The sequence below is a fragment of the Microbispora sp. NBC_01389 genome, from assembly GCF_045040095.1.
GTDB lineage: Bacteria > Actinomycetota > Actinomycetes > Streptosporangiales > Streptosporangiaceae > Microbispora.
Window position 1 is genome coordinate 4,222,444 of sequence record NZ_CP109552.1, and the last position, 23,114, is coordinate 4,245,557.

15 protein-coding genes are annotated in these 23,114 nt (G+C 70.7%); 8 read left to right on the plus strand and 7 right to left on the minus strand.

Going from position 1 to position 23,114, the window contains the following annotated elements; all coding sequences use genetic code 11:
- Positions 1-75 precede the first annotated feature (75 nt).
- Positions 76-2,019, minus strand: a complete 1,944-nt coding sequence (locus tag OG344_RS19060; RefSeq protein WP_405084238.1) for an endonuclease/exonuclease/phosphatase family protein — start codon at positions 2,017-2,019, stop codon at positions 76-78.
- A 262-nt stretch (positions 2,020-2,281) separates the two neighbouring features.
- Between OG344_RS19060 and OG344_RS19065 the strand changes: the two genes are divergently transcribed.
- Entirely contained in the window at positions 2,282-3,460 is a 1,179-nt protein-coding gene (locus OG344_RS19065; protein ID WP_327044643.1) for an ROK family transcriptional regulator, read from the plus strand.
- A gap of 50 nt (positions 3,461-3,510) precedes the next feature.
- Here the strand turns inward: OG344_RS19065 and OG344_RS19070 are convergent, their stop codons facing one another.
- Both OG344_RS19070 and OG344_RS19075 read right to left on the minus strand, forming a co-directional pair.
- Positions 3,511-4,536, minus strand: a complete 1,026-nt coding sequence (locus OG344_RS19070; protein WP_405084239.1) for a multicopper oxidase domain-containing protein — start codon at positions 4,534-4,536, stop codon at positions 3,511-3,513.
- Between the two features lie 76 nt (positions 4,537-4,612).
- Positions 4,613-5,848 carry a multicopper oxidase domain-containing protein gene (locus OG344_RS19075; RefSeq protein ID WP_405084240.1) on the minus strand — a complete coding sequence of 412 codons (1,236 nt, stop codon included), beginning with the start codon at positions 5,846-5,848 and terminating at the stop codon, positions 4,613-4,615.
- 484 nt (positions 5,849-6,332) lie between these two features.
- Between OG344_RS19075 and OG344_RS19080 the strand changes: the two genes are divergently transcribed.
- The 4 genes from OG344_RS19080 to OG344_RS19095 all read left to right on the plus strand — a co-directional run bounded on the left by OG344_RS19080 (position 6,333) and on the right by OG344_RS19095 (position 14,722).
- Positions 6,333-10,346, plus strand: coding sequence for a ThuA domain-containing protein (locus tag OG344_RS19080; RefSeq protein ID WP_405084241.1), 4,014 nt, complete (start codon positions 6,333-6,335; stop codon positions 10,344-10,346).
- 194 nt (positions 10,347-10,540) lie between these two features.
- Positions 10,541-12,400 carry an OmpL47-type beta-barrel domain-containing protein gene (locus tag OG344_RS19085; RefSeq protein WP_405084242.1) on the plus strand — a complete coding sequence of 620 codons (1,860 nt, stop codon included), beginning with the start codon at positions 10,541-10,543 and terminating at the stop codon, positions 12,398-12,400.
- Between the two features lie 205 nt (positions 12,401-12,605).
- Positions 12,606-14,057, plus strand: coding sequence for a sugar phosphate isomerase/epimerase family protein (locus tag OG344_RS19090; RefSeq protein ID WP_405084243.1), 1,452 nt, complete (start codon positions 12,606-12,608; stop codon positions 14,055-14,057).
- A 35-nt stretch (positions 14,058-14,092) separates the two neighbouring features.
- The gene (locus OG344_RS19095) at positions 14,093-14,722 is read left to right on the plus strand and encodes a hypothetical protein (protein ID WP_327044649.1); all 630 of its coding nucleotides are present in this window, start codon (positions 14,093-14,095) and stop codon (positions 14,720-14,722) included.
- Positions 14,723-14,820: 98 nt separating this feature from the next.
- Here the strand turns inward: OG344_RS19095 and OG344_RS19100 are convergent, their stop codons facing one another.
- The 4 genes from OG344_RS19100 to OG344_RS19115 all read right to left on the minus strand — a co-directional run bounded on the left by OG344_RS19100 (position 14,821) and on the right by OG344_RS19115 (position 19,681).
- Complete coding sequence (locus OG344_RS19100; protein WP_405084244.1) at positions 14,821-16,362, minus strand: glycoside hydrolase family 3 protein; 1,542 nt, start codon at positions 16,360-16,362, stop codon at positions 14,821-14,823.
- A 114-nt stretch (positions 16,363-16,476) separates the two neighbouring features.
- The gene (locus tag OG344_RS19105; RefSeq protein ID WP_327044651.1) at positions 16,477-17,328 is read right to left on the minus strand and encodes a carbohydrate ABC transporter permease; all 852 of its coding nucleotides are present in this window, start codon (positions 17,326-17,328) and stop codon (positions 16,477-16,479) included.
- Complete coding sequence (locus OG344_RS19110) at positions 17,325-18,344, minus strand: carbohydrate ABC transporter permease (protein ID WP_405084245.1); 1,020 nt, start codon at positions 18,342-18,344, stop codon at positions 17,325-17,327. Before OG344_RS19110 ends, OG344_RS19105 begins: the two co-directional genes overlap by 4 nt.
- A 5-nt stretch (positions 18,345-18,349) precedes the next feature.
- Positions 18,350-19,681 carry a sugar ABC transporter substrate-binding protein gene (locus OG344_RS19115; protein ID WP_327044653.1) on the minus strand — a complete coding sequence of 444 codons (1,332 nt, stop codon included), beginning with the start codon at positions 19,679-19,681 and terminating at the stop codon, positions 18,350-18,352.
- Between the two features lie 215 nt (positions 19,682-19,896).
- Between OG344_RS19115 and OG344_RS19120 the strand changes: the two genes are divergently transcribed.
- From OG344_RS19120 to OG344_RS19130, 3 genes are read left to right on the plus strand one after another with little or no spacing between them, the layout of a single operon-like run.
- Positions 19,897-21,072: an ROK family protein gene (locus tag OG344_RS19120; protein ID WP_405084246.1), complete on the plus strand. Its 1,176-nt coding sequence runs from the start codon at positions 19,897-19,899 to the stop codon at positions 21,070-21,072.
- A gap of 16 nt (positions 21,073-21,088) precedes the next feature.
- Positions 21,089-21,772 (plus strand): M15 family metallopeptidase, encoded by a 684-nt coding sequence (locus tag OG344_RS19125; RefSeq protein ID WP_405084247.1) that lies wholly within the window; start codon positions 21,089-21,091, stop codon positions 21,770-21,772.
- 12 nt (positions 21,773-21,784) lie between these two features.
- Positions 21,785-23,098 carry an APC family permease gene (locus OG344_RS19130; RefSeq protein ID WP_405084248.1) on the plus strand — a complete coding sequence of 438 codons (1,314 nt, stop codon included), beginning with the start codon at positions 21,785-21,787 and terminating at the stop codon, positions 23,096-23,098.
- Positions 23,099-23,114 lie beyond the last annotated feature (16 nt).

Sequence of the window (23,114 nt, forward strand, 5' to 3'; positions counted from 1 at the left end):
TATCCCGCCTGGTTGGCCTCGGTACGACGCGGCCTCCGTTCTCACCCTGGTCTCACCCCCACTCCATCCCTCGCATCACCCCACGCGCAGGCGTACGACGACCGGGAGGTGATCGGAGAACGGCACCCGGGGGACGTCGGCGGCCACCGCCGTGAGCCCCTTCGAGATCAGCACGTGGTCGATCCGCCGCACGGGGGCGTCGGCCGGCGAGGTCGGCGGGTCGCCGAGCGCCCGCAGCGGATCGGACAGGCCCGCGGCCTCCAGCGCGCGCATCTGCGGGTCGGACGGCGTGGTGTTGAGGTCGCCCGCCACGATCACCGGTCGCGGATCGGCCACGCCGACGCCGGGCGGGAGGGCGGCCGCCGCGAGCCGCCGGGCGATCGCCGCGACCTCGGGCGCCTGTCCCCGCGGCTCCTGCAGGTGGGTGTTGACGATCCCCACCTCGTGGTCGCCGACCTCCAGCACGATCGACTGGGCCTGGGCGCCGGTCGGATAACCGTGCCGGTTCAGCCGGGTGGAGCCGATCTCGGTGACGGGCAGGTTCGTGAGCAGCGCGTCGCCCCAGAGACGGTCGGCGGCGGGGGCGAAGTGATAGCGCATCCCGAGGCCCCGGGCGATCCTCGCCAGGTCGTCGTGCCCGCCGTTGAGCAGCCAGCCCCGGTCGACCTCGCTGAGCAGCACCACGTCGGGACGCCGCGTCGCGGCCCAGGCGGCGATCCGGTCGAGGTCGAGCCGGCCGCCGAGCCCGAACCCCATCCGGATGTTGTACGCCACGAGGGTGAACTCGTTCCCGGCGATCGGCCGCTCCGCGGGGAGCGGCTGCCAGGTGACGAGCCCGGTCAGCAGCGCGATCGACAGCGCGATCGAGCCCCATCGGCGGGGCGCCCGCCGTACGGGGGCGGACCGGTGCCGCCGGCCCCGCCGGAGGGCGATGACGGCCAGCAGGGCGGACACAGCCACCGGGACCACCGCGTTGGGGAACCCGAGATCGGCGTCGAAGGCCGCGTAGTAGAGGAAGACCGCCACCAGGAACATCAGCATCCCGCCGAGCACGGCGACGCCCCCGCGCCGGGCCGCGCTCTCCTGTCCGCCCGTGTCCTGTCCGCCCGTGTCCTGTCCGCCCGTGTCCTGTCCAATGGTGGCGGCGCACGCGCCGAGGGCGATGGTCGCGACGAGGGCGGCGAGGCCGGTCAGACCGGCCTCCGTCCCCGCCACCCCGGCGACGAGGAAGAGCCCCGCCGCCCAGCCCCACGACGACGTCCAGGCGTACCCGGCGGCGGCGCACCACGCGCCGGCCTGCAGCGCGACCATCAGGGCGGTGAAGGGCCCGCTGTGCTGCCCGGCCTCCTGCGGCAGCAGCCCGGAGCCGCCGCCGTACATGCCCGCGAGCAGGAGCATCGGGCCGAACGCGAACCACACGGCCGCCGGGGCCGGGCCGGGCGACGCGGGCGAGAGCCGTACGGACCACAGGAAGACGGCCCACAGGAAGAGAGCGCAGAGCGCGACCGCGGCGAGCCAGGGCAGCGGACCGTCCCGCCAGACGAGGTCCATCCGGTCGAGGGCCAGGTGGAGGATCGACGCGGCCGCGAGGCCGCCGGTGAGCCCGGCCGGCACCCACGCGCCCCTCGTCGTGCGCGCGCAGCCGTAGAGGAAGACCAGCCCCGCCGTGACCCCGGCGGAGGCGAGCAGAAGCTGGGGCGTGCCCCCGTCCGCGGCCTGCAGGCAGATCCGAATCGCGGCGAGCGCCGCCGCGCCCGCCACCAGGACGATGCGGGGCGACCCGAGCCGCGCCACGGGGATCGCGGCGAACGGCAGGACGAACCACAGCGCCGCGTAGAGCCCCATGCGTTCGGGGGAGGTCTCGCCCGCCCGGCCGTACAGGGTGATGAGGGACGGCAGGAACACCCGCATGACGTCGAACAGGAGCGTGACGCCCGTCACGAGCATGACCAGCGGCCACGGGGGAGTCGGCAGCCCGCGGCGCGGCGGGGCGTGCGGCTGTCTGGCCGTCTCGGTCATGGCGCTCCTCGTCTCGTCCGGCTCGGGCGGTCATATGAGCCATCCTCATGACTGGCGGAGGCGTTACCGTGAGCGGCGACCGGCGCGTTCTCCGCGCTCCCCGGCTCGCTAAGCTTTGCTGAAAACTTTTGTTGCTCGTTCACGGGCGCACGTCGTTCACGAGCGCCCGGGGTGGGAGCGCCGGCGGGGCCCGGCGAACCGGCGGGGCGTGCGGGTGCGCGCCGACGGTGAGCGGGAGACTCAGACGAGGGGAAGCGGGAGTATGGAGCGACGTCCTGGCGTGCCCCGGCTGCTCCGGGAGATCAACGACCGGGCCGCCCTGGAACTGCTGCTCGCCTCCGGTCCCCTGACGCGTGGCCAGATCGGCCAGCTCACCGGACTGTCCAAGGTCACGGCCTCGCAGACGCTCGCGCGCCTGGAGGAGCGCGGCCTGGTGGAGGTCGTGGGGGAGCAGGCGGGCAACCGCGGACCCAACGCCGCGCTCTACGGCGTGATCCCCTCCTGCGCGTACGTCGCGGGGCTCGACGTGGGGCCCGACCGGGTGTCGGCGGCGATCGCCGACATCAACGGCCATATCGTCGCCGAGGTGACGGCGTCCCCCGACGGCGCGGACGACCCGGTGTCGCTGGTGCACTCCGCCGTCGTCAAGGCCTGCCGTGGCGGCAGGGTCGCGCTGTCGCGGCTGCGCGGAGTCGTGATCGGCACGCCCGGCGTCGTGGACCCCCGCACCGGGGATGTGCGTTTCTCGTTCGACCTCCCGCAGTGGCACGAGGGCATCCACGAGGCGCTGGCGCGGGACCTGCGCCGTGACGTCACGATCGAGAACGACGTGAACCTCGCGGCGATCGCAGAGCGCGCGCGGGGCGCCGCCCGCGAGGCCGACGACTTCGTGCTCGTCTGGGTCGGCCGGGGCATCGGCCTCGCCGTCGTGCTGGGCGGGCGCCTGCACCGCGGCAGGTCGGGCAGCGCGGGTGAGATCGGATATCTTCCGGTGCCCGGGGTGCCCCTCGCCGACGACGTGCGGGCGATCCCCGGGCGGCTGCCGTCGCTGCGGGGCGGCCTGCAGTCGCTGGTCAGCTCGGAGGCGGTCGGCGAACTCGCCCGCGAGCACGGCTTCGGCGGAGACACCGCGGCCGACTGCGTGACCGCCGCGGTCGCGGCGGGTGCTACGGGCGAGCCCCTGCTCGACGAGGTCGCCGCGCGGCTGGCGCTCGGCGTGGCCTCGGTGTGCGTGGTGCTCGACCCCGGCCTCGTGGTCCTGGCCGGAGAGGTCTGCCGGGCGGGCGGGGAGGGCCTGGCCACCCGTGTGGAGGAGGCCGTGGCCCGCATCTGCCCGATACCGCCTCAGGTGATCACGAGCCAGGTGGACGGCAACCCGGTGTTGCGCGGCGCCGTCCTCGCCGCACTCGACCAGGCCCGTGAGGAGATCTTCACGGCATAGGGAGGGCTTCCCCGTCGAAGCCCCCGGTCGGGCGTGGGACGGCGTCGCCGTTACATGCCTTCCATGGAGTGGCCCGGCATGCCGCTCATCGAGTGGCCCGGCATTCCGTCCATGGAGTGACCCGGCACGTTCCCGTTCGCGTCGGTCACCGTGAACATCCCGGCCATCCCCATGTCGGAATGACTCTGTACGTGGCAGTGGTACATCCACATCCCGGGGCCCACGCGCTCACCGGCGATCACCTGGAAGCCGAACGACTCGGCGGGTCCGGTGGTCTTGGTGTCGATGATCCGGCTCGGGTCCTTCGGGCCGTTCAGCAGGCCGGTGCGGTTGTCTGCCCAGCGGTGCCCGTGGATGTGGAAGGTGTGGAAGAGGTTCCCGTGGGCGATGACGACGAACTCCACGCGTTCGCCGAGCTTGGCGGTGAAGTCGGGCGCCTGGGTGAGGTTGTTGGTCTTCATGTCGTTGAAGACGACGGTGAGGGTCTTGTCCGGGAGCACGTCGCCGGTGCGGCGCACCACCAGTGGCCCGTAGAGTCCGCGCAGGATGCCGCCCGTGCCGTGGTCGGTCCCCACGACGTGGTCGTGGTAGTGCCAGTAGCCCGCGCTGCCGGGCTCGATGGTGCCGTCCGGGCGTTCGGCCGGCGCGTGGGTGCGCCAGGTGTAGACGTACCGGCCTCCGGGCTGCACCACGCTGGCGTTCATCCGCGTGCCGTCGCTGGACGTTTCGTAGTCCACGCCGTGGACGTGCAGGCTGGCGGTCACGTCGGTGTTGTTGACCAGCTCGATTTCGAGGGTCTCGCCCTCGATCATCTCGATGAGGGGGCCGGGGATCGTGGGCTTGCCCGGCTCCAGGGCGTAGCCCATCTGGCCGTCCGCCAGCTTCTCCGCGTAGAGGGTGATGCGGCGGACGCCCCCCGGCGTGCCCGCGGTCCTGCCCGTGATCGTGTCCGCGGGCGCCGCGGTGACCTGGCTCGCCACGGCGAACGGTGCGATCGCGGCGGCTGTCGCCGCGGTGGTGGCGAAGGCGCGCCGGGAGAAGAGGCGTCGCGTCACATCGGTGCTTTTCTCGGTCATGGCTTCCCAATCGGTGACGGCGCTCGCCCGGGTGCGGCGAGCTGAGGGGGGTGGAAGGGCGCTTTCGAAGGCGGCGTCAGCCGCAGCTCGTCGCGTTGTAGCCGGCCTCGTAGGACGTGGTGACCTTCTTGCCGCCGATCGTCGCGGTCCCCGTGACCGTGGCCCTGCCGGCGCCGATCTGCTTGGCCCGCGCGTTGAAGGACTGGTACGCCTGCTTGCCCGGGGCCACGTCGGCCACGGTCGTGGAGCCGTACGGAGTCGTCAGCGTCACGGTCGCCGGCACCTTGCCGTCGTTGACGGCCGTCACCGCGACGTACACCGACGTGCCCACGCAGCGGGCCGAGGCGGTGACGGTCAGCGGCACGTTCTCGCTCGCGCCGGTCACCGTGAACACCCCGGCCATTCCCATGTCGGAATAACCCTGGACATGGCAGTGGTACATCCACTTCCCGGGGCCGACGCGCTCACCGGCGATTACCTGGAAGCCGAACGACTCGGCGGGTCCGGTGGTCTTGGTGTCGATGATCCGGCTCGGGTCCTCCAGGTCTTCCAGGATGCCGGTGCGGTTGTCCGCCCAGCGGTGCCCGTGGATGTGGAAGGTGTGGAAGAAGTTGCCGTGGGCGATGACGACGAACTCCACGCGTTCGCCGAGTTTGGCGGTGAAGTCGGGCGCCTGGGTGAGGTTGTTGGTCTTCATGTCGTTGAAGACGACGGTGAGGGTCTTGTCCGGGAGCACGTCGCCGGTGCGGCGCACCACCAGCGGCCCGTAGAGTCCGCGCAGGATGCCGCCCGTGCCGTGGTCGGTCCCCACGACGTGGTCGTGGTAGTGCCAGTAACCCGCGCTGCCCGGTGCGAACGTGCCGTCCGCGCGGTCGATCCGGGCGTGGGTGCGCCAGGTGTAGACGTACCGGCCTCCGGGCTGCACCACGCTGGCGTTCATCCGCGTGCCGTCGCTGTTCCACTCGTAGTCCACGCCGTGGACGTGCAGGCTGGCGGTCACGTCGGTGTTGTTGACCAGCTCGATTTCGAGGGTCTCGCCCTCGATCATCTCGATGAGGGGGCCGGGGATCGTGGGCTTGCCCGGCTCCAGGGCGTAGCCCATCTGGCCGTCCGCCAGCTTCTCCGCGTAGAGGGTGATGCGGCGGACGTCACCCGGCGTGCCCGCGGTCCGGCCCGCGATCTGCTCGGGCGATTCCGCGTTGACCTGGCTCGCCACGGCGAACGGCGCCACCGCGGCGGCTGTCGCCGCGGTGGTGGCGAAGGCGCGCCGGGAGAGCAGGCGTCGCGTCACATCGGTGCTTTTCTCGGTCATGGGTTCCCAATCGGGTACGGCGCTCGCCCGGGTGCGGCGAGCTGGGGGGGTCCGTAGTTCCGGCGGCGGGTCGGTGGATACCACGTGGTGCAGGGGACTCAAGGCTGGCATACAGAGTAAGGGGCAGGCCGCCCCAGGGGAATATGGGCAGGTAAAACGGCGCTTTCGTCGCCGGGTGACGAAGCTTTTGCTGATTCTTTCTAGAAGTATGGTAACGAAGCGCAAAACTTTGTCACGACTGTGGACGAAGTGCTGCCTGACTGTTACGTTCCAGCCGAAGCGCCTGAGGAGTTGACCACAGCCTCGGAGGGATGGAGACGTCACGGCACCACTGCCGTCACCGGGAGTGATCGATCGGTACGGGACAAGGAGATCAACAGGGTCGGCGCCACGTCCGACATCGCCGAGCCCCGTGACCACTGCGGCTGATCAGGCAGCTCTTCCGAAGGTTGCTGTTGCACCCCCCAACCAGAAGGAGCGGACGATGGGTCGAGGAGACCTCTTCGCACAGCCCCGACTACCCGCCTGGCGCCGCGCCGGGATCATCGTGTCCGGCGTCGCCCTGACCATGGGAATGGCGACGCTGCCGGTCGTGGCCGCGCCGACCACACCGGACGACCCGGCCCCGGCCGGTCACGGCGTACAGATGCAGGCCGACGACGCCCCGGCCGGCGTGCTGGTGTTCCACGGCCCGGCAGCGAAACAGGACGATCCGGTCGAGCGGGCCGCGGCGTCGGTCAAGGACCTGGGCAAGGCCAACGGCTTCTCCGTCGACGTGTCCCAGGACCCTTCGGTCTTCACCTCCGAGAACCTGGCGCGCTACCGCGGCGTGGTGTTCCTGTCCGCCAACGGCGTGACGCTGAACGCCGCCCAGGAGGCCGCGTTCCGGACGTTCATCAGGGACGGAGGCGGTTTCGTCGGTGTCCACGATGCCGTACGCGCCCAGGCGGACTCCTCCTGGTTCACCGAACTGGTCGGCACCCGCCCCGCCGGCAGCATCCCTCCCGCCGAGAAGGTCGCCGAGATCAGGGTGAGCGGGGAGAACCCGCCGAGCGAGGGCAAGGCCCAGCTGGTCGACGGCAACAACAACTCCAAGTGGCTGACCCGCGCGAACACCGGGTGGGCCGAGGTGCGGCTGGAGAAGCCGGTAGTGGTCGGCCACTACGCGCTGACCTCGGCCAACGACTTTCCGGGCCGTGACCCGAAGAACTGGACGCTGAAGGGCTCGCAGGACGGGCAGACCTGGGTCGACCTGGACAAGCGGACGAATGAGACCTTCCCGCAGCGGTTCCAGACCAAGGAATACAAGTTCGACAACAGCACGGCCTACCCGTGGTACAGGCTGGACATCACCGCGAACAGTGGTGAGCCCCTGACCCAGCTGGCCGAGCTGCGCCTGTTCGGCCCCACCGCCGGTCCTCCGCCGGAGACCGAGGTGCAGAACGCGCAGGTGGACTTCACCGACCGCCAGCACCCGGCCAACGAGGGGCTTCCGCCCACCGTCAAGCGGTCCGACCAGTGGATGAACTGGGCGCCCAACCCGCTCGGCAAGGTCCACACGATCGCACAGGTCGAGGAGCGGTTCTACAAGGCGGGCCTGAACGGCAATGGCCCGTTCCACCCGATCTCGTGGTGCCGTGACTACGACGGCGGCCGGTCGTTCTACACCGGCATGGGGGGCACCGAGGCGAGCTACACCAGCGACAAGCAGTTCCAGAGCCACCTCGGCGGCGCCATCAAGTGGGCGGCCGGCCTGGTCCGCGGTGACTGCCAGGCGACCATCGCGTCGAACTACGTGACCGAGCGGTTGACCACGACGAACAAGTCCGGTCAGCTCGACCAGATCGGCGAGCCCCACGGCCTGACCGTCGCACCCGACGGCAAGGTCTTCTACGTCGGCCGGGCGGCCTGCCCGACCGGCGTGATCGCCAACTGGAACGACCCCAAGGTCGGCCTCGGCTGTGGCACGATCCACCAGTGGGACCCGAAGACCAAGCAGGTCAAGCTGCTCACCACGCTCGCCGTGATGGGCAACCGGGGCAGCGGTGACGAGCTGGTCAAGAACGAGGAAGGCCTCCTCGGCATCGTCCCCGACCCCAAGTTCCAGCAGAACGGCTGGCTCTACGTCTACTGGATGCCGCACGAGTCGATCGACCGGGACAACCGGATCGGCCAGCGGACGATCTCGCGGTTCACCTACGACCTCGCCACGGAGACGATCGACCAGGCGACCCGTAAGGACCTGCTGCACTGGGACACCCAGATCCACAGCTGCTGCCACGCGGGTGGCGGCATGACCTTCGACAACGAGGGCAACCTCTACGTCGGTTCCGGTGACAACAACTCCTCCGGCGGCGCCGGGGCGGGTTACGCCGGGAACAACTGGACCCTGGACTACAAGGGCCTCTCGTTCCAGGACGCCCGGCGCACCGCCGGCAACACCAACAACCTGGGCGGCAAGATCATCCGGATCCACCCGGAGCCGGACGGCACGTACACGATCCCCAAGGGCAACCTGTTCACGGGCGACGAAGAGGGCGGCGGCAAGACCCGCCCCGAGATCTACGTGATGGGTGTTCGCAACATCTCGCGGCTCCAGTGGGACCCCGTGAACAACTGGCTGAACGCCGCATGGGTCGGTCCGGACGCCGGTGTCCCGAGCGAGACCTGGGGCCCGGCGAAGTACGAGACCGCGACGATCATCACCTCCGCGGGCAACCAGGGCTGGCCGTACTGCATGGGCGACAAGCAGCCCTACCGCGACCGCAGCAACACCGACGCCAGCCAGCCCGCCGACTGGTACGACTGCGACAACCTGAAGAACACCTCGCCGCGCAACACCGGCCTGGTCGACATCCCGCCGGCCCGCACCAACATGATCTGGTTCTCGCCGCAGGGCGGCGGCCCGGTCTACCCGAAGCGGGACGACGGCAGCGGTCTGCCGACCTACAAGCTGGGCGACGAGACCTTCACCCAGCCCTTCCTCAGCGGCGGCGGCCAGGCGATCATGTCCGGGCCGACCTACCACCGCTCCGAGGTTGACACCGACAGCGGTGTCGCGTGGCCGGCGTACTGGGAGAACAAGTGGCTCATCGGTGACGAGTCCAACGCCAACAACCGGGTCGCCGTGACCGTCGACCCGAAGACGGTCAAGGACCAGGGTCCGCCGGCCTTCGCCGAGGACCTGCGCGGCATCATCCAGTCCGGCAGCGGCGGCACCCAGCTTCAGGCCTGGATGGACGCCAAGTTCGGCAAGGACGGCGCGCTCTACATGCTCGACTACGCCGGCGGCTTCTTCACGCTCCACGCGAACCAGAAGCTGATCCGCGTCACCTACAAGGGTGGTCCGGCGACGCCGAACCCGAGCCAGGCCGCGTGGCGGCCGGTGCGGGAGAGCACGCCGAACACGATCGCGTTCTCCAACACCAGGGCCGGCGGCGTCAAGTGGGAGTGGGACTTCGGTGACGGCGGCAAGTCGACCGAGGCCGGCCCGACGCACACCTACGCCAAGTTCGGCGCTTACAAGGCGAAGCTGAAGGTCACCTACGCCGACGGTGAGGTGGCCACCGGGGAGATCGATGTCACCATCGGCTGCCCGGCGCCCGACAGCCGGTCGAAGGTCATGCTGCTGGACACCGACACCGGCGTCGCCAACCGTGTGGCCGGCGGCGGCTGCACGATCAACGACCTGATCGACGACGAGCGCATCTGGCCGAAGCAGAGCGACTTCGTGAGCCACCTCGGCGATGTGGTGAGCCAGCTCCGCAAGGACGGGATCATCGACGACGGGGAGGCCGCCGCGATCACCAAGGCGGCGGAACGATCGGACATCGGCAAGACCAACGGTTACAAGACGGTCTTCGACGGAACCGCGCAGTCCTTCCAGGACTGGACCATGGCGGGGGCCGGGCAGTTCAACCTGCAGAAGGACGGCACGCTGCGGACGTCCGGCGGTATGGGAATGCTGGTGTACACGAAGAAGGCGTACGCCGACTTCTCGGTGCGGCTGAAGTACCGGGACGTCGCGACCGGGACGGCTCGCGCCAACACCGGCGTCTTCATCCGGTTCCCCGACACGAGGACCCCGCTGGACAACCGGCCCACCACAAGCTGTGGGACGGTCGGGTCGGCCCGTACGGATCAGGCATGGGTCGGGGTCTACTGCGGCCACGAGATCCAGATCTACGACGGCGCGACGGGCGAGGTCCAGAAGACCGGCTCGGTCTACAACTTCGCCCCGGTCACCCTGGACAAGGCCATGCCGACGCCGAAGGAGGTGTGGAACGACTACGAGATCCGGGCGGTCGGACAGCACTACACGATCATCCGCAACGGCGTGGTGATCAACGAGTTCGATAACGTTCCGGGCAAGAAGTCGTCTCGCAGCGGTGACCCGGACACGGATCTGCGCCAGTTCGTCAGCGGGTTCATCGGCCTGCAGAACCACAGCAACACCGACCTGGCCGAGTTCCGCGACATCCGCGTGCGCGAGCTCTAGCCGGTGATCCGGCGGTGCCGGGCGGGGGATTCCCCCGCCCGGCGCCCCCTCCGAGTGACGCCGGGCAGAATGCGACATCCGCCCACTAGTGCGTCAGATCATAAGAGGTGCAAAGGTTAATGCCCATGAGATCTCTTTCAGCCCTCCTGAGTGATTCGCGGAGGGCGCTCGCAACCCCCGCCATGCTCCGGCGCATGGCCCTGCTGGTGCTGGCGGTGACCCTGCCGACGCTGTTCCTGTCGGGGGTCGGGGCCGCGGCGCAGAACCAGAGCCAGAGTCAGCAAGTAAACCAGGCGGCGGCGCAGGTGCTCGTCTGGACCGCCGACAACAGCTACACCGATTACCAGTCCATGCCGACCACGGCGGTCGCCGGCCCCGCGACGATCGTCTTCGAGACCAACCCGTCGACCGGCAACACCTTCGGGATGACGCACACGCTGACGTTCGACGCCTCCAGCCCCGGCTACAACCACGACGTCAACGTCAACATCCTCGCCAGCCCCTTCGACACGAACGGGGGCAGGCACGAGATCCAGGTGAACCTCACCCCGGGCACGTACCGCTTCTTCTGCGCGATCCCCGGTCACGGGAACATGGTCGGCGAGCTCGTGGTCACCAGCGGTGGTCCCACCGACACGACGCCGCCGCAGGTGTCGGCGTCGGTGTCGGGTGAGAAGGACGCCGACGGCAACTACGTCGGTTCCGCCGTGGTCACCGTCTCGGCGACCGACACCGAGTCCGGTGTGGACAAGGTGGAGTACTCGCTGGACGGCGGTGCGTTCCAGGCCTACACGGCTCCGGTGTCGGTGAACCAGGTCGGCAAGCACACCGTGGGCTACCGGGCCGCCGACAAGGCGGGCAACATCTCCGGGGCGCAGTCGGTGACGTTCACGGTGGTGGCCCCGCAGCAGAAGGACACCACCCCGCCGACGGTGTCGGCGGCCGTGTCCGGCACGAAGGACGCCGACGGCAACTACGTGGACTCCGCCACGGTGACGATCACGGCGACCGACGCCGAGTCCGGTGTGGACACGGTGGAGTACTCGGTCGACGGACAGCCGTTCGCGTCGTACACGAAGGCGCTCGTGGTCGACCAGCCGGGGGCGCACACCGTGGGCTACCGGGCGACCGACAAGGCGGGCAACGCCTCCGACGTGGGGTCGGCGACCTTCACGGTCGTGAGCTCGTCGCCCAAGGACACCACCCCGCCGACGGTGTCGGCGGCTGTGTCCGGCACGAAGGACGCCGACGGCAACTACGTGAGCTCCGCCACGGTGACGATCACGGCGACCGACACCGAGTCCGGTGTGGACAAGGTGGAGTACTCGCTGGACGGCGGTGCGTTCCAGGCCTACACGGCTCCGGTGTCGGTGAACCAGGTCGGCAAGCACACCGTGGGCTACCGGGCCGCCGACAAGGCGGGCAACACCTCCGGGGCGCAGTCGGTGACCTTCACGGTGGTGGCGCCCAAGCAGGAGGACACCACCCCGCCGACGGTGTCGGCGCAGCTCACCGGTGACATGGACTGGGCCTGGAACTACGTGGGCTCCGCCACGGTGACGATCACCGCGACCGACGCCGGCTCCGGCGTGGCCACCATCGAGTACTCGCTCGACGGGCAGCCGTTCGCGCCGTACACCAAGCCGCTCGTGGTCGACCAGCCGGGGGCGCACACCGTGGGCTACCGGGCCACCGACAAGGCGGGCAACACCTCCAGCGTCGCCACGGCCACGTTCACGGTCGTCGTGGCTCCGCCGGCCGCCAAGACGCCGCTGACCGTCACCGCCTCGTCCCGCTGCGTGGGCACGTCGGTGTACGTCGCGGTCACGGCCGTCAACGACGGCACGGTGCCGGCGACCGTGACGCTGACGACTCCGTACGGCTCCACGACCGTGGCCGACGTGGCCCCGGGCAAGCAGGCGTACCAGTCCTTCAACGCGCGGGCCAAGCAGATCGGCGCGGGCAAGGCCACGGTGACCGGGACGTCGTTCATCGACGGCAAGAAGGTCACCACGTCCTACGAAGCCGCCTACAACGCGATCAGCTGCGGCTGACCGGCGAGCGGTGAAGGGGGGCCGGCCGGCCGACGGGCCGGCCGGTTTCCCCCGGCGGTCTCGTCCGCTCCACGGAGGTACCGGCGGCTCGCCGCGTCATCGGGGGATCAGAGCTTTTCACTCCGACGGATCCGCACACCACGGATCCGGCACGCCACGTATCCGACACAACACTTATCCGACACAAAATGGAGTTGACACCACGATGAGCGCGTTCGAAGAAGAAAACGAGTCCGGGCGGATGCTGCGCCGCAGGCTGGGACTGAACCGGCGCCAGTTCCTCGCGGCCACGACGGGAGTCACGGCGGTGACGGCCCTCTCGGCCACAGGCCTGCTCTCCTCGGCCGCACACGCGAGCCCCGGCGGGGGCGACGAGACGAAGGGTGACCAGTTCGCGCTGATTCCGGCGGCGAAGCGAGGAATCATCCTCTACACCGTCCGCGACGTCATCTCGCGCAACCCGCTCGCGGACCCGAACCTGCCCGCCGGCTTCCGGCGCACCCTCGAGGAACTGGGCAAGATCGGTTACTCGCAGATCGAGTTCGCCGGCTACACCCAGCACGCGAACGCCGAGGGCGGCGCGAACCTGGAGAGCGTGGCGGGCGCCCGCCTGCTGCGCGGATGGCTGGACGACAACGGCCTGCGCGCCCAGGGCAACCACGGCTTCATTCCCGGCTCCTGGCCGCTGAGCCAGGCCGACGTGGACCGCTTCAAGCTCCAACTGGAGATCGCCAACATCCTCGGCATGGAACACGTCGGCACCGGCAACGACCCCACGAGCAGCGCCTACAAGGCCGACTGGGACGTCGCGGCGGACAAGTGGCACCAGCTCGGCGCCCTCGCCAGGGACGCCGGCCTCAAGCTGTACACGCACAACCACGACGTCGCCTACAGCTTCCTGCTCGACAGCGGGCCGCTGGACGGGCAGGGACGCCCGACCCGCTCCTCGGGCATCCGCAGGCTCGAGTACTTCCTGAAGATCACCGATCCCGGGCTGGTCCACCTGGAGATGGACATCTTCTGGGCGTACGTGGCCCAGCACAAGCACAAGACCTTCACCGCGCCCGACGGGTCGACGCAGACCAACATCTTCAACCCGCTGGGGGTCGTGCAGGGGGCGGACGAGCGGTTCCCGCTGTTCCACGCCAAGGACGGCACGTACAACCCGGCGACCAGCCAAGGCTACGACATGACGGCGTTCGGGCTCGGCGTCATCGACTACGACGCGTTCTTCTCCTCGGGCCCGAAGAGGGGCCGATACAACCCGATGTTCGAGAACGACAACGCCCCCGGCGGCACGGGCAACCCCGGCGGGTCGCTGGACAATTCCAGGATCAGCTATGTCAACATGTCGGCGCTTCGCAACAAGGTCCCGCTGACCGTCACCGCTTCGTCCCGCCGCGTGGGCACGTCGGTGTACGTCGCGGTGACGGCCGTTAACGACGGCGATGTGCCGGTGACCGTGACGCTGACGACTCCGTACGGCTCCACGACCGTGGCCGACGTGGCCCCGGGCAAGCAGGCGTACCAGTCCTTCAACGCGCGGGCCAAGCAGATCGGCGCGGGCAGGGCCACGGTGGCGGGGACCGCGACGGTCGACGGCAAGCAGGTCACCACGTCCTACGACGCCACGTACAGCGCGGTCAGCTCCGGCTGACCGGATCCCCACCCCCCCACAGATGGAGTAACCACATGAACACCAGGAAGCCCGCGCAGATACTCGCCGCGTCGGTGCTCGGTCTCGCGCTCGCCGGTGTGGCCGGTCCCGCGGTCGCGGCCGACGGCCCGGGTGACGGCATCGACGTTTCGGTGAACATCGAGCCGACCACCACTCCCGGTCAGCTGTCGATGACCGTGGCGGACAACGACGGGGTCGCCCTGCAGGAGAACGGCTCCGACGCCACCGCCCGCCAGTTCACCGGGACCCTGCCGACGGTCACGGTGACCGACACCCGCGGCCCCGAGGAGATCCCCGCCGGGGAGTACTGGGCGGTCGTGGGCCAGGCGGGTGCGTTCACCTCGGCCGGTGACCCGGCCAAGACCATCGGCCCGGAGTACCTGGGCTGGACCCCGCGCCTGCTGACCGACTCCTCCACCGGTGCCGTGTCGGCCGGTGAGCCGGTCTCCAGTGTCGTCTCCGACGGCACCGGCGCGCCCGCCGTGGGTCTGGAGGGCCAGGAGTTGCTCATCTCGACCGCGAACTCCACCGACGAGATCGGCACCTCGAAGGTCAACGCCGACCTGGCTCTGCGGACCGCGGTCGACGTCGCCGCCGGGGAGTACCACTCGACCCTGACGCTCTCGCTGTTCAACCAGTCCTGAGCCGGACGCGGGACGCCGATTCCCGCCGCGGGTGTCCGGGACGTGTGCGCGTACGGCACACGTCCCGGACGTTCACCCGCGATCGACGCCGGCGACGGCTACCCGACCGCCGGCGGACCACCGCTCAGCAGTTCCACCGCGGCCCGCGCGTTGGCGCGGGCCGCGCCGTACGTGGCGAGGTAGGCGCCCGCCCCGGGCCGCCAGATCGGCAGGCCCATCTCCACGACGACCGCGTCCGGGCGGGCCGCGAGCAGCGCGGAGATCAGGTCCCGGCTGCGCGGGTGCCGGTGCGCGTCCTTCACGACCACGATCAGCGAGCGGCCCCGCGCCCGGCCGAGCAGCGCGGCGGCGTCGGCGTCCTCGGGCCGGACCCGGACGATCTCCGCCTGTGGCAGCCACGGCCCGACCCCCCAGGGCACCTCGCCCACCGCGATCGTCGGCGGAGTGTCCAGTTCGACCACGAACGGGTCGACCAGCGGCGCCGCCGAGCCCGTCAGCGACACGGCGCGGCGGGCCGCGTCCAGCCCCACGACCTGGCTCTCGTCTCCGGCGGACGCGCCCGGCCGGGCGAACCGGTCACGCAGCCGGTCCACCCGCCCCGCCGCCTCCTCCAGGCGCCCGGCGGCGAGCCTGCCCTCGGTGACGGCGGCCGCGATGTGCGCCACCATCCGCCGTACGTCCTGCGGTGTGGGCAGCGGCCCGAGGCACAGCAGGTCGGCGCCCGCGGCCAGGGACAGCACGGCGCCCTCGGCGAGCCCCACGCTTCCGGTGATCGCGTGCATGTCGAGGGCGTCGCTGACCACCACGCCGTCGTAGCCCAGTTCACGGCGCAGCAGCCGGGTCAGCGCCTCCCGGCTGAGCGTGGCCGGCAGGTCCCCGGTCAGCTCGGGCACCGCCACGTGCGCCGTCATGATCGACCTCGCGCCCGCCTCGATCGCCGCGACGAAGGGGACCAGCTCACGCTCTCTCAGCAAATCGAGGGAGGCGTCCACCAGCGGGATCTCCAGGTGGGAGTCCTGGTGGGTGGCGCCGTGGCCGGGGAAGTGCTTCACGCAGGCGGCGATCCCGGCCGACTGCAGGCCGCGTACGGCGGCGACCGTGTGCCGCGCCACGAGGTCCGGCGACGGGCCGAACGAGCGGGTGCCGATGATCGGGTTGTCGTCGGCGGTGTTGACGTCGGCCACGGGACCCATGTCGAGGTTCACCCCGCACCGGGCGAGGTCGCCGGCCATGGCGTGGTAGACACGCTCGGTCAGGCCGACGTCGTCCACCCGGCCGAGCGCCGCGTTGCCCGGATAGGCGCTCCCGGTGTGGTAGGCCAGCCGGGTGACGTCCCCGCCCTCCTCGTCCAGGGAGACCACGGGCCGCGCCGCCTCGTTCAGCCGGGCCGTGAGCGCGCCCACCTGCTCGCCCGAGGCCACGTTGAAGCCGAACAGGCACACGCCGCCGAGGCCGTCCTCCAGGCCGCGCAGGACCCAGTCCGGCGCGGTCGTGCCCTGGAACGAGATGAGCAGCGCGCCCGCCGCGAGCCGGTGCAGGCCCGGGTCGCCGGTGCTCGTGGACAGGCCGGTGCGCGTGGACAGGCCGGTGCGCGTGGACAGGTCTGCGGCCCCCGGCAGGGAGTCGCGGGTGGCGGACATGGTGTCTCGGCTCCTCGATGAGAGTGGAAGAACGGATTGGGGGCGCGCGGGCAGGGCCCGTACGGCCACCGGTGCGGGTGGCCGTACGGAGCGGGGGTGCCCGTGGGGGTGTGCTTAACCCTTGACCGCGCCCGCGACGAGGCCGGAGACCATCCGCCGCTGGACCAGCAGGAAGAAGACGAGGACCGGGATGGTCATCAGGGTCGAGGCGGCCATGATGCCGCCCCAGTCGGTCGACCGCTGGCCGACGAAGAACTTCAGGGCGACCGGCATCGTGTACCTGCCCTGGTCGTTGATGAGGGTCAGGGCGAACACGAACTCGTTCCAGGTGGTGATGAAGGCGAAGATGCTGGTGGCGACCAGGCCGGGCGCGACCAGCGGGAACAGCACCCGCCAGAACGTGGTGAACCGGCCGGCGCCGTCGATCCAGGCCGCCTCCTCCAGTTCCCTGGGCACGGCGGCGACGAACGTGCGCAGCATCCAGACGGAGAACGGCAGCGTCAGGCCGACGTTGACGACGATCAGGCCGAGCAGCTGGTCGTACAGGCCGAGCCTCTTGATCATGGTGAACAGCGGGATCAGCAGCGCCTCGGCCGGCGCCATCTGTACGATCAGCAGCAGAATCAGGAACGACGTGCGGAACCGGAACCGGAACCGCGCCACGGCGGTCGCCGCGAGCAGCGCGAAGACCGCGCCGAGCACCACGGCGCTGAGCGCCACGATCGTGCTGTTGAGCAGGTACTGCCAGATGGGGAGCTCGCCCACGCCCTTCGTGAAGACTCGCTGGACGTGGTCCAGCGAAGGAGGGCTGGGGAACGGGATGAAGCTCGTGGTGAAGATCTGGTCGTTCGGCTTGAACGCCGTGGCGACCATCCAGTAGACGGGGAAGACCGCGAAGAGGAACACCGCGACCCCGGCCGCGTTCAGCGCGATCCGCCCGAGCCTCCTGCGCGCGAGCGGGCTCATCGGATGTCGTCCTCCGTCTTCACGATCTGCCGGACGTACACGAAGGTGATCAGCAGCAGGATCACCGTCAGCACGACCGCGATGGCGGCGCCGAGACCGAGCTTCGGCGAGCTGCCGCCGAACGCCTCGGAGTAGCTCCACAGCGACAGGTTGAACGCGTCCCGGTTCGTGGTGCCGCCCGCCAGCAGGTAGAGCTGGGTGAAGACCTTGAAGTCCCAGATGACCGACAGCACGACCAGCACCGAGAACACCGGCTTGAGCAGCGGAAGCGTGATCCGCCGGAACGTGGTGACCGCGCCCGACCCGTCCATCCTCGCCGCCTCGTACAGCTCGCCGGGGATGCTCTTGAGCCCGGCCAGCACCGACACCGCGATGAACGGGAAGGACGCCCACACCACGGCCATCACCAGCACGAAGTAGAGCGTGAGCGTGTCGTTGAACCAGGGGTGCCCGCTCCAGTCGGCCTGGCCGGACAGCAGGGTCGAGAGGCCGTCGGGCAGCAGGTTCAGCGCCCAGTTGACCACTCCGGCGTCGGAGTCGAACAGCCACTTCCAGACGATGGCCTGCGCGGTGGGCGGGGTGGCCCACGCGGCCATGATGCCGACGACCACGAAGGTCGACATCTTCGGGCCCAGCCGGTGCAGCAGCAGGCCGACGAGGGTGCCGAGGACGAGGGTCAGCGCGACGGTCACGACGGCGAAGAGCATGGTGTTGCGCAGCGACGACCAGAACAGGTCGGAGCCGAAGATCTGGGCGTAGTTGTCCCCGCCGACGAACTCGGCGGGCGCGGGGTTGACGGCCTTGATCTGCCGGAGCCCGACCTTGTGGAAGGACATCTCGACCATCTGGTACAGCGGGTAGAGCAGGAGCGCGCCGATGACCAGGAGGCCGGGCAGGATCAGGACGTACGGGACGGCTTTGGCGGACAGGGCCGGACGGCCGGCCCGCCTGCGAGGGCGCCGCGCCGGGGCGGAGGTGTCGGCTCCGCCCCGGGCGAGGGTTGACGTGTGGGTCATGAGTCCTACTGGTTGAGGATCGTCTCAAGCTCGGAGTTGGCGTCCGTGAGAGCCTGGTCGACGCTCTTCTTGCCCTCGATGACCGAGCGCGCCGCGTTCTGCAGCACGGCCTTGGTGTCGTTGGCCTCGGCCCAGTTGGGGCTGGCCGGGAAGCCCTTGGCGACCTTGAAGGTGTCCGTGAACGGCTTCTGGGCGGGGTCGCCGCCCATCTCGGCGAGCGCGTCCGGGTAGAGCGGGAGCAGGCCGCCCTCCTTGGCGTACCGGACGCCGAACTCCTTGCCGGCGGCGAGCTTGACGTACTCGGCGGCGAGCTCGGGGTTCTTCCCGTCCTTCCAGATGGCGATGTCGTTGCCGCCCTGGAAGGCCGGGGCCGGGCCGGAGCCGTCCTTGGCCGGGAGCGAGAAGAAGCCCATCTTCGACTCGTCGACCTTGCCCTTGCTCTGCTCCTTGATGGCGGTGATGTCCCAGCCGCCGGTGACGTACATGCCGACCTTGCCGGCGGCGAAACGCTGGGCGATGTCCACCGAGTTCTGCGTCAGGCGGCCCTTGCCGGACACGCCGTCCTTGGCGACCAGGTCCGTGTAGAACTGGAAGCCCTCCTTGAAGCCCGGCTGGGTGAGCTGGCCCACCCACTTGCCGCCCTCGAACTTGGCGAAGTCGCCGCCGGCGGACCAGACGAACGGCGAAAGGGACATGTTCGCGTCCGAGCCGCCGTTGAAGGCGAAGCCGTCGACGTCCTTGCCCTGCTTGTCGACGATCTTCCTGCCCGCGGCGATCAGCTCGTCCCAGGTCTTCGGGACCTCGATGCCGAGCTTGTCGAACCAGTCCTTGCGGTAGAGCACGGCCCGGGTGCCGCCGCCCCACGGCACGGCGTAGATCTTGTCGTCGATCGTCTCGTAGCTCCACAGGTTCTGCGGGATCTCCTGGAGCTCGGAGTCGCCCTTCACGATGCCGCTGATGTCGGCCAGGGCGTCCTGCGCCACCCAGGCGGCGACCTGGTCGTTGCCGAACTCGGTGACGTCCGGGCCCTCGCCGCCAGCGAGCGCGGCGGTCCACTTCTTCTGCGCGTCGGGCCAGGGGATCCACTGGACCTTCGCCTCGGCGCCCGTCTGCTCCTTGAACTTCGCGCCCAGGTCGTCCATGTATTTGGTGGCGACGTCGTTGGTGGCACCGAGTCGCCACACGGTAAGAGTCTGGCCCGCGAACTTGGGACCACCGGCGGCCGCGGAGGCCGCCGGCGCGGCCGCATCCTTGGAGTCGTCGCTTCCGCAAGCGGCGAGTCCCAGAGCCAGGGCGGCGGTCGCGGTGGTCGCGACCGCGATCTTCACAATCTTCACGATGGTTCTCTCCCTTCCCGGCTTCGCGTCGGGGGTGCGCCTCGTGGGGGTGTCGGCGGGCCGCTCACCTGCTGGAAGGCGCTCTCCTTTCGGTCGGCGCTCATGGCGTCCCGAGGCTGATCGGTTGCCTCCGGGCTGGCTGGCGCTAAACTAACAAGAAACTTTCTTATAAAAAAGCCCGCGTTAGCGGATCGTGACGAGAGGGGAACCAGCCGGTGCCACAACGACCGGGCACGCCTCGCCTGCTACGGCAGATCAACGACCGCGCGGCACTGGAACTCCTCATCTCCAGAGGCCCGCTGACCAGGGCCGAGCTGGGTGAGCTTACCGGGCTCTCCAAGGTGACCTCGGGGCAGCTGCTCGCGCGCCTGGAGACGCGCGGGCTGGTCACGGCCGCCGGCGAGCGCCCCGGGGGCCGCGGCCCGAACGCCGCGTTGTACGGCGTCAACCCCTCCAGCGCGTACGTCGCGGGCCTGGAGGTGCTGCCGGACAGCGTCACGGCCGCCGTCGCCGACATCACCGGGACGGTCATCGCCCAGGTCACAGTGGACCCCAGCGAGGCGGGAGATCCCGTACGGGTGGTCCACGAGGCCGTCCAGCGGGCCTGCGGGACGGCGGGGATCGAGCTCGCCCGGCTGCGCTGCTTCGTCATCGGCACCCGAGGCGTGGTCGACCCCGCCACCGGCGACGTGCGGTACTCCGTCGACCTGCCCTCCTGGCACGTCGGCATCCTCGCCGGGCTGCGCACGCTGCTGGGCGAGTGCGTGATCATCGAAAACGACGTGAACCTCGCGGCGCTGGCCGAGCAGGCGTACGGCGCCGCGCGGGGCGCCGACGACTTCGCGATCCTGTGGACCGGCGTCGGCCAGGGCCTCGGGGTCATGCTGGGCGGCAGGCTGCACCGCGGGATCACCGGCGGCGCGGGGGAGATCGGCTGGCTCCCGGTCCCCGGCGAGCCGCTGCCGAGCCAGGTCACCGCGCCCCAGACCGGGTCCTTCCAGCGCCTCGTCGGAGGAGAGGCGCTGTGGAACCTGGCCCGCGCGCACGGCGTAAGCGCTGACGACCTGGAGACTCGCGACGTGGCCGGGCTGGTCCGCGCGGCCATCGCCGCCGGCAACGAGGGGTTCGTCGACAGCCTGGCCGGGCGGCTCGCGGTCGGCGTCGCGGCGGTCTCGGTGGTGCTCGACCCGGGGCTGGTCGTGCTCAGCGGAGACGTCGGCAGGGCCGGGGGGCACCTGCTCGCCCGGCGGGTGGAGGAGGCGGTGACCCGCGTGTGCCCGAGCCGTCCCACGGTGGCGGCGACCGGCGTGGATGGCAATCCCGTACTTATGGGGGCCATCGTCGCAGCACTGGACCAGGCGCGTGAAGAGGTCTTCTCGGACACCGTGTGACGGTAGGTTGATCCTCATGCCCGTTTCCCCTCGTGATCGTTCCGCCCTGCCCGACCCCGCCGCCGGTCTGGTCCTGATCTCGGATCTCCGGGTGACCTCGATCGGCGTGGACGAGTGCGGAGAGAAGCTGAGTGACGTCCGGGGGCGGCTGCGGGTCGACGAACGGCTCGCCGATCCGGCCGGAGCCTTCGCCCACCTGCGGGAGGGCCTGCTGGCCCGCCTGGAGGAGGCCCAGGACCGGCTCCCGGCCGGGTGCAACCTGGTGGTCGTCGAGGGCTACCGCCCGCCCGCGCTGCAGCGGCGCTACTTCGAGGAGTACAAGGACGAACTGCGCGCCGCCTTCCCGGACATGCCGGCCGGCGACCTGCACGCCGCCGCGAGCCGGTACGTCTCGCCGATCGAGGTCGCCCCGCACACGGCGGGCGCGGCCGTCGACCTGACGCTCTGCGACGACGACGGGGTGGAGCTCGACATGGGGACGGCCGTCAACGCCACCCCCGAGCAGAGCCGCGGCGCCTGCTACACGGCCGCCGAGGTGGGCGCCGGGGCCCGGCGCAACCGCGACGTCCTGAGCGCGGCCCTGGAGGCCTGCGGCCTGGTCAACTATCCGACCGAGTGGTGGCACTGGTCGTACGGCGACCGCTACTGGGCCATGACCCGCCGCGCCCCCGCCGCCCTCTACGGACCCGTGGAGTTGTAGGGCGATCGACTCATGAGTGAGATCACGCACCAGGGCCGGATGACCTTCGGCCACGGCACCGCGATGTACGTGGGAGCCGTCCTGGGCACCGGGGTCATCGCGCTGCCCGCCCTGGCCGCCGAGGCGGCCGGACCGGCCTCGCTGCTCGCCTGGCTGGCGCTCGTCCTGCTGTCGGCACCGCTGGCCGGGACCTTCGCCGCGCTCGGCGCGCGTCATCCCGACGCCGGCGGGGTGTCCACCTACGCCCGGCTCGCCTTCGGCGAGCGCGCGGCGGCGGTGGTCGGCTGGTGCTTCTACTTCGCCGTGCCGCTGGGCGCCGTGCCCGCGGCGATGTTCGGCGCGGCGTACGTCTCCGCGGCGGTCGGGGGCGGGACGACGACCACCGCGCTGACGGCGGCGGCCCTGATGGCCCTGGTCACCGCGGCCAACGCCGTCGGGCTCCAGCTCAGCAGCAGGGTGCAGCTCGTGCTGGCGGGGCTGCTGGTCGTCCTGCTGCTGGTGTCGGTCGGGCTGTCGCTGCCGCACGCCGACACGGCCAACCTCCGGCCGTTCGCCCCGCACGGCTGGACCGCGATCGGCGCGGCGGGCGCGCTGCTCGTCTGGAGTTTCGCGGGCTGGGAGGCGATCACCCACCTCGCCGGCGAGTTCCGCCGCCCGCAACGGGACCTGCCGAGGGCGACCGCGGCGGCGGTCGTCCTCGTGGGCGCGCTGTATCTCCTCGTGGCCTTCGCCACGATCACCGTCCTCGGGCCAGGAGCCGCCCGGACCGAAGCGCCGCTGGGCGAACTCATGGCGATGGGGCTGGGTGGCAACGCGCGCTGGCTCGCCGCCGGGGCCGCGGTGCTGCTGACGCTCGGCGCGATGAACGCCTACTACGCCGGGGCGGCCAAGCTCGGGGCCGCCCTCGGCCGGGACGGAGCGCTGCCCGCGGTGCTCGCCGAGGGGAGCGTCGCGGGCGGCGTGCCCCGCCGGAGCCTGGCCGTCCACGCGACCCTGTCGTTCTGCGCGCTGGCGGTCGTGGTCGGGGCGGGCGTCGGCCCGCGGCCCCTGGTGCTGCTCACCACCGGCTCCTTCGTCGCGGTGTACGCGGTCGGGGTGGCCGCCGCGCTCAGGTTGCTGCCCAGACGCAGCCTGGGCCGGGCCGCGGCGATGACGGCCATGGTCGCGGTGGCCGCGCTGCTGGTCGTGTCCGGCCCCTATCTGCTGTGGCCGCTGGGGGTGACCGGGGCCGCCCTGCTGTACCTGCGGCTCGACCGGGGGCGCCGGGCGGCCCGCGCGGCGCAGGCGGGCGAAGAGCGCCCGGAGAGCGTCGCCGAGCTGAGCTGACCTGAGCTGAGCTGAG

What these genes read in the sequence shown, in the direction of transcription:
- OG344_RS19130 (WP_405084248.1), top strand. Translation starts at nt 21,785, where the DNA reads ATGAGTGAGATCACGCACCAGGGCCGGATGACCTTCGGCCACGGCACC.
- OG344_RS19060 (WP_405084238.1), bottom strand. Translation starts at nt 2,019, where the DNA reads ATGACCGAGACGGCCAGACAGCCGCACGCCCCGCCGCGCCGCGGGCTG.
- OG344_RS19125 (WP_405084247.1), top strand. Translation starts at nt 21,089, where the DNA reads ATGCCCGTTTCCCCTCGTGATCGTTCCGCCCTGCCCGACCCCGCCGCC.
- OG344_RS19080 (WP_405084241.1), top strand. Translation starts at nt 6,333, where the DNA reads ATGGGTCGAGGAGACCTCTTCGCACAGCCCCGACTACCCGCCTGGCGC.
- OG344_RS19095 (WP_327044649.1), top strand. Translation starts at nt 14,093, where the DNA reads ATGAACACCAGGAAGCCCGCGCAGATACTCGCCGCGTCGGTGCTCGGT.
- OG344_RS19110 (WP_405084245.1), bottom strand. Translation starts at nt 18,344, where the DNA reads ATGACCCACACGTCAACCCTCGCCCGGGGCGGAGCCGACACCTCCGCC.
- OG344_RS19075 (WP_405084240.1), bottom strand. Translation starts at nt 5,848, where the DNA reads ATGACCGAGAAAAGCACCGATGTGACGCGACGCCTGCTCTCCCGGCGC.
- OG344_RS19100 (WP_405084244.1), bottom strand. Translation starts at nt 16,362, where the DNA reads ATGTCCGCCACCCGCGACTCCCTGCCGGGGGCCGCAGACCTGTCCACG.
- OG344_RS19065 (WP_327044643.1), top strand. Translation starts at nt 2,282, where the DNA reads ATGGAGCGACGTCCTGGCGTGCCCCGGCTGCTCCGGGAGATCAACGAC.
- OG344_RS19085 (WP_405084242.1), top strand. Translation starts at nt 10,541, where the DNA reads ATGGCCCTGCTGGTGCTGGCGGTGACCCTGCCGACGCTGTTCCTGTCG.
- OG344_RS19105 (WP_327044651.1), bottom strand. Translation starts at nt 17,328, where the DNA reads ATGAGCCCGCTCGCGCGCAGGAGGCTCGGGCGGATCGCGCTGAACGCG.
- OG344_RS19070 (WP_405084239.1), bottom strand. Translation starts at nt 4,536, where the DNA reads ATGACCGAGAAAAGCACCGATGTGACGCGACGCCTCTTCTCCCGGCGC.
- OG344_RS19090 (WP_405084243.1), top strand. Translation starts at nt 12,606, where the DNA reads ATGAGCGCGTTCGAAGAAGAAAACGAGTCCGGGCGGATGCTGCGCCGC.